The organism is Xenorhabdus bovienii (assembly GCF_024721015.1).
GTDB classification, from domain to species: domain Bacteria; phylum Pseudomonadota; class Gammaproteobacteria; order Enterobacterales; family Enterobacteriaceae; genus Xenorhabdus; species Xenorhabdus bovienii.
Window position 1 is genome coordinate 1 of sequence record NZ_JANAIF010000117.1, and the last position, 6,079, is coordinate 6,079.

At 49.6% G+C, this 6,079-nt stretch carries 5 protein-coding genes and 4 pseudogenes; 7 read left to right on the forward strand and 2 right to left on the reverse strand.

The genetic code is table 11. From position 1 onward, the window contains the following. Positions 1 to 123 precede the first annotated feature (123 nt). Positions 124 to 231, reverse strand: a pseudogene (locus NXS07_RS18180) (IS110 family transposase); the annotation flags it as partial. 127 nt (positions 232 to 358) lie between these two features. Here NXS07_RS18180 and NXS07_RS18185 point away from each other — a divergent pair. Beyond that, a pseudogene (locus NXS07_RS18185) lies at positions 359 to 1,339 on the forward strand (glycosyl hydrolase family 18 protein); the annotation flags it as partial. Positions 1,340 to 1,396: 57 nt separating this feature from the next. Here the strand turns inward: NXS07_RS18185 and NXS07_RS18190 are convergent. Then, positions 1,397 to 1,516 (reverse strand): annotated as a pseudogene (locus tag NXS07_RS18190) (IS6 family transposase); the annotation flags it as partial. A gap of 373 nt (positions 1,517 to 1,889) precedes the next feature. Between NXS07_RS18190 and NXS07_RS18195 the strand changes: the two are divergent. The 6 genes and pseudogenes from NXS07_RS18195 to NXS07_RS18220 form a co-directional block, all read left to right on the forward strand. Beyond that, a pseudogene (locus tag NXS07_RS18195) lies at positions 1,890 to 2,297 on the forward strand (IS6 family transposase); the annotation flags it as partial. A 196-nt stretch (positions 2,298 to 2,493) separates the two neighbouring features. Continuing rightward, positions 2,494 to 3,249, forward strand: coding sequence for a Gp138 family membrane-puncturing spike protein (locus tag NXS07_RS18200; protein WP_258087341.1), 756 nt, complete (start codon positions 2,494 to 2,496; stop codon positions 3,247 to 3,249). Next, on the forward strand, positions 3,249 to 3,596 hold the full coding sequence (locus NXS07_RS18205) for a contractile injection system sheath initiator (protein WP_046336498.1): 348 nt from the start codon (positions 3,249 to 3,251) through the stop codon (positions 3,594 to 3,596). Before NXS07_RS18200 ends, NXS07_RS18205 begins: the two co-directional genes overlap by 1 nt. A 3-nt stretch (positions 3,597 to 3,599) precedes the next feature. Next, on the forward strand, positions 3,600 to 4,787 hold the full coding sequence (locus tag NXS07_RS18210) for a baseplate J/gp47 family protein (RefSeq protein ID WP_258087342.1): 1,188 nt from the start codon (positions 3,600 to 3,602) through the stop codon (positions 4,785 to 4,787). Continuing rightward, on the forward strand, positions 4,784 to 5,437 hold the full coding sequence (locus NXS07_RS18215) for a DUF2612 domain-containing protein (RefSeq protein ID WP_038201788.1): 654 nt from the start codon (positions 4,784 to 4,786) through the stop codon (positions 5,435 to 5,437). Before NXS07_RS18210 ends, NXS07_RS18215 begins: the two co-directional genes overlap by 4 nt. A 7-nt stretch (positions 5,438 to 5,444) precedes the next feature. Then, the coding region (locus tag NXS07_RS18220) for a phage tail protein (RefSeq protein WP_258087343.1) at positions 5,445 to 6,079 on the forward strand (635 nt) is incomplete at its 3' end.

A 6,079-nucleotide genomic window follows, 5' to 3' on the forward strand; every position in this document is an offset into this window, starting at 1 on the left:
CAGATTAATTTTCATGAGCGCGATCATGATCTGATACAAATGAAAAATCAAGCATCTTCAATGACGACGGATATATACCTCTTTTTTAATTGAGTTGAAGTGAATTTTTACCTGTGAAATACCTCAATAAGGCCTGACACTGACGTAATCTTTTTGGTATTCCCGTTGATGGGCAACCAGTGTCCAGACCGTGCGGGCCAGTTTATTCGCCATCCCGACAATCGCAACACTGACTATCGTGTTCATGAAATATGCTTGTTAAATCCCTTGATTTTTTCATTCAAGTTTAAAAATGTTGCCGTAAAACGGTGGAGTTAACAGTATCCACTATCTATCCGAAAATACAAATGGAGTGGTTATGTCCATGAAAACACCTACACTACAGAATAGTGAAAATAAGATTGTGATGGGCTTCTGGCACAATTGGGCGCCGGAGCCGGGCCAGGGTTATAAGCAAGGGCGTTTTACTGAAATGGACCTGTCAGAAATCCCCGTGGCGTATAACGTTATTGCCGTTGCCTTTATGAAGGTACTGGAGAACAGCGACCGTATTCCTGATTTCAAACCTTATAAAGGTACTGAAACTGAGTTCCGCCGTCAGATCGATCTGGTTCACGCTCAGGGTCGTAAAGTGCTTATTTCCCTCGGTGGTGCGGATGCACATATTGAGCTGATCAGCGGGGACGAAGTGGCGCTGGGAAACCGTATCATCGCGCTGACTGAACAGTACGATTTTGACGGCCTGGATATTGACCTAGAGCAGGCTGCCATTACTGCTGCTAACAATCAGACCGTTATTCCTGCTGCACTGAAAGTAGTTAAGAACCATTTTCGTCCGTTGGGTAAAAACTTCACCATCAGTATGGCCCCGGAATTCCCGTATCTGGCGCAGGGGCGTGAGTACAACGCCTATATTAACGGACTGGAAGGCTACTACGATTACATCGCCCCGCAATTTTATAATCAGGGCGGCGACGGCGTTTACGTAGATGGCGTCGGCTGGATTGCCCAGAATAATGATGCACAGAAAGAAGACTTCCTTTATTACCTGACCGAGAGCTTGGTCACCGGTACCCGTGGTTTTATAAAAATTCCTCACGGTAAATTTATTATAGGCCTGCCAGCCAATAATGATGCAGCAGCCACTGGCTACGTTATCGATCCGCAGGATGTGTATAACGCGCTGGCACGACTGAAAGCGGCGGGTCTGGACATTCTCGGCCTGATGACCTGGTCTGTGAACTGGGATGCCGGCTTCAGCCGCAGCGGTGAAGCCTATGCCTGGGAATTTATTAACCGCTATGGCTATCTCGCCAATGATGGCACGGTACCAGAACCAGAGTAGGTTCTGTCGCATTAACAGAGAGATCTCGAGCGAAAGTGTCTTGATTTATTTTTATGCAGTCAGTTGATAGAAATAGGCCGCCGGTGAAATTGGATATTCTGGTTCTTGTGGATATTGTCCTTTGCGCAACATACAAACCCGTTCAATCCCAGCCAATACGGTCTGTGCTCGAGAGCATAAAATCTATGGGGCAACACCCATTTTGATTTATGATGGATTTGCTTAAATCTATCCGGCGTCATATGAGCAAAAATGCCCGCGCCCTAATAAGTTCCGCGCCTGATGTGCCTAAAAAAATGTTCGGCTTCAATGAGCCATTTTTATGCTTAGGTTTTTCATCAGGCCGTTCATGTCATCAATAATCAGTCTTCGCAAAACCAAGATGGGTAATTGTTTAAATTAACGATACTGTCCCTTCTTTACTGTCCCTTCTTTACCGTTCCATTTTACCGCCAAACAACTCAAGTGACCCACGCTTTTTCAGGCTCTGTCGCATTAAGGCGTCGTTGGGTAACATGCTGTTTTTTTGTGATGTTACCTGACTATGCCTCTGATCCGAAAAGCCTTCAAACGTCTACATTATCCTGTCGATATCATCGCTCAGTGCGTTCGTTGGTATCTCGCTTATGCCCTCAGCCTGCGTAACTTGGAAGAAATAATGGCAGAGAGCGGCGTTGTCGTTGACCATTCCACGCTTCACCGCTGGGTCATTCGCCTGATACCGTTGCTGGATAAGGCCTTTCGCCGACATAAGCGCACCGTGGGTCGTCGATGGCGAATGGATGAAACCGACATAAAAATCAAAGGACAGTGGAAATATCTGTACCGGGCGGTTGACAGCAACGGTCAGACCATCGACTTCCTATTGACCGCCAAACGAGATGCCGCGGCAGCCCTTCGATTTTTCCGTAAGGCCATCCGGTACCATGATGAACCCGAAGTGGTAAATCTACGGGGGTTATCGCCTCTGGCAACAGTGATAAAGAGATGCCTGCGCCCATTGACGCCGACGGCGACTATGTGGTTATCAACGTCAACTATTTCGGTGATACCCGTGAAAACACGTGGTACATGGAATTGATCTGTGTGGCCAAGAGCGACCAGACATTAATTAACCAATCCGCACTACAGGCAGATGTGAGACAACAATGATCACTCACCATGAACGAGTTAACCAGCCCGAAACGCCGTTTCTGGTCATGCAGGCGGCGATCAGTTCCGGGCTATACGTGGCCTTACCCTGCATTATTCAGTCATTTAATGCCGATGCGGTGACAGTGACTGCCCAGCCTGCGATACGCTGGAAAGTCACGAACAGCGAAGGCAAGACTGAATCGGTCGCATTACCTTTGCTGGTGGACGTGCCGGTTATTTTCCCGCGTGGAGGCGGTGTCACACTGACATTTCCTGTTAAGCCCGGTGATGAATGTCTGGTCGTTTTCGCTGACCGTTGCATTGATTACTGGTGGCAGAACGGCGGCGTTCAGGAACCTGTAGATCCTCGCCAGCACAATTTATCGGATGGGTTTGCGATTGTGGGGCCTCAGTCTCAGGCAAAGAAAATCAGTGGTATCAGTACCAGCGCCGCCCAACTGCGAACTGACGACGGCGCGGCCTACATCGAACTGTCTCCCGGCAGTCATAACATTACGGTCAAAACTCCCGGCAAACTGACCGCAACGGCGGATGGCGGAACTGAAATCACTTCACCCGAGATTGTGCTCAATGGCAATGTGATCATCAACGGCAATCTGTCACAGGGTATGGGTGCCAGTGGTGGTATGGCGATGATGAATGGCCCTATTAATGTGAAAAATGATGTGATAGCGGGTGGCGTTAGTCAGATGAAACACAAACATAGTGGAGTTGAAACAGGCGGCGGAACTACAGGAGGACCTCAATAATGCGATACCGACGAGAAGACAGCAACGGCGATTACAGTTTCGGGCAGGGTGATAGTACCTTTCTGACCAACTCACCCGAAGCAGTCGCACAGGCCGTAAAAACACGGCTCAACTTATGGCGTGGGGACTGGTTTCTGGATATGGCAGCGGGAACACCCTACCGAGAGGCAGTATTAGATAAAAGCTATGCCAGTGCGATGGCAATTCGCGAGCACATTCTCGGTACTGAGGGGGTAACTGAAATTATCTCACTCGATGCTAAACGTGATCCCGACACCCGAAAAATGACCCTTACCGCCACTATCAACACCCGCTACGGCAAAACCACAGTAACCAGCGAACGGTAAATTATGCTTAATCTAGACACCTTAGGGCTTGCGGCCAAAATCACCGCGAGCGGCATCACTGCGCCTGATTACCCGACGATACTGGAACGGCTCAACGGGTATTTTCGTCAGATTTACGGCGAGGATGCCTATTTAGAGCCGGACAGTAAAGACGGGCAGATGATCGCCATTTACGCTCTGGCAATCCATGATGCCAATAACATGGTCGTTGCGTCCTATAACACCTACAGTCCCCGTACGTCCAGCGGTGCCGCACTCTCTAACAACGTCGCCATTAATGGCTTGTCACGCCATGCAGCTACTCGCTCGACGGCCGATATTACTCTGGTGGGTCAGGTCGGCACGGTGGTTAAAAACGGTCTCGTGCGTGACCGGAACAACCATCCGTGGACGTTGCCAGATATTGTCACGATAGGTACGCAGGGTACAGTAACCGTCACGGCGACCTGTCAAAAACTGGGGGCGATCACCGCCGCACCGGGCGACATTGATATAATCGGCACCCCGACACGGGGCTGGCAGAGTGTCACTAATTCACATAGCGCCACGGCGGGCGCGCCCATTGAACCTGACGGCGCGTTACGCATCCGCCAACATAAATCGGTAGCCCTGCCATCACGAACGGTACTGGATGGCATGCACGGTGCAATCAGTTTGATACCGGGCGTTGTTCGTTTACGCGGGTTTGAGAATGACACCCATAAAACTGACGTCAACGGTATCCCGCCGCACTCGGTTGCCATGATCGTCGATGGCGGGGACGCGACTGAAATCGCTAAAACCATTGCCCTGAAAAAAACGCCCGGCTCAGGGACGTTTGGCGACACAACAATTAATGTTCGCAATCATTATGGATTGTCAACGCCCATTAGATTCTCACGCCCCGTTGACGTGTCAGTTTATGTCGAATTGAACATCACGGCGTTTGAGGGCTACACCACGCTGGTAGGGGACAGGATCAAAACGGCCATAGCGAAATACATTAACACGATTGTTATTGGCGATAATGTTTATCTGGCGCGGCTCTATTCCCCTGCCAACTTGCCCGGCGATGAGGAAGGGAAGACTTACGACATTAACACATTGAAAATTGGCCGATCAGCACATTCGCTGGCGGAATCCAATTTAAAAATCGCCTTTAACGAGGCACCCGTTTGTAACATTGACAATATTAATGTGGTGGTGACATGAGGCGAGACTATCTAAAACTCATTACCGCCCAGCATCGGACAGCGCCTAAATTTGTTGACCACCTTGACCTCATCACCCGCACGCTCTCAGACATTGCCACAGTTGCCCAGACCCTGAATACCGAATTCTCCATCGACCACGGGGTCGGTGTGCAATTGGATGCAGTCGGGGAATGGATTGGGCTGTCGCGCTACGTGCGGGTACCTATTGTTGGCGTGTATTTCTCGCTGGACATGGAGGAAATCGGTTTCGATCGGGGTAGCTGGAAGAGGAAATTTGACAGTGACACCGGATTTACGGAACTGGACGATGAGACGTATCGCACACTGTTACGGGTAAAAATTCAGGCTAACCACTGGGACGGCACCAGCGAAATGCTGGAGGCCATTTATCAGCAAATCTTGCCGGACAGTAATACCAAAATATTGTTTATCGATAATCAGGACATGACGATGGATGTGTTTTTAACCGGTGGCGTCGTTCCTGAGGTGATTAAGGCAGTGATCAGGCAAGGCTATCTGAACGTCAAACCTGAGGCGGTTCGGGTTAACAACTATATCAATTCTGCCCGCAAGGGGCTGTTTGGCTTTGATATCAATAATGAATTTGTCGCCGGTTTTGGTACGGGCGGCTGGGCTGTAAAACTGTGAGGACACTATGGCAAAAAATGAATTTCTCCCGTTCGGCATCGCAGACGGGGCGAGTGTATTAACAAACGAGGAGTACGGCAATCTGGCCGCACGGACTAACGGGTTTAGTTCTGGGGTGGCTAAGTCGCAGGAATTGAATAAGGTTTGGCGGCAGACATCGGTAATTGCGAGCGTAGTGGCTCAGTTTATCGCGGAAACCAACAATCAGGACGTGCTGGATGATGGTAACACGGCAGCGTTGCGAGCAGGTTTGCTAAACGCATTAAGGACAACGGTAGGCGCTAATATCCCTGTGGCCTCTCAGACTGTGGCAGGCATTACTAAACTGTCTAACGCCACTAACAGTAACAGTGAGGTGGATGCTGCAACACCGAGAGCGGTTAAAGCAACGTATGATCTGGCTAATACCGCAAATCAGAATGCCGGAAACGCTATCAACAACGCGAACACCGCCATCCAAAATGCGGCCAATGCGAATAACAATGCTAATTCTCGTCTGGAGAAATCAAAGAACGGCGCGGACATTCCGAACGAAAATGAGTTTGTGAAAAACCTCGGTTTGGCAGATACCGTGGAGCGGGCGAAAAATGCCGCCTCTCTGACGGAATGGACACCACAGATTTTTAACAGTGATGTCTATGC

Bases quoted from the DNA above. Each gene is read 5' to 3' on its own strand.
- NXS07_RS18200 (WP_258087341.1), top strand. From the start codon at position 2,494: ATGATCACTCACCATGAACGAGTTAACCAGCCCGAAACGCCGTTTCTG.
- NXS07_RS18205 (WP_046336498.1), top strand. From the start codon at position 3,249: ATGCGATACCGACGAGAAGACAGCAACGGCGATTACAGTTTCGGGCAG.
- NXS07_RS18210 (WP_258087342.1), top strand. From the start codon at position 3,600: ATGCTTAATCTAGACACCTTAGGGCTTGCGGCCAAAATCACCGCGAGC.
- NXS07_RS18215 (WP_038201788.1), top strand. From the start codon at position 4,784: ATGAGGCGAGACTATCTAAAACTCATTACCGCCCAGCATCGGACAGCG.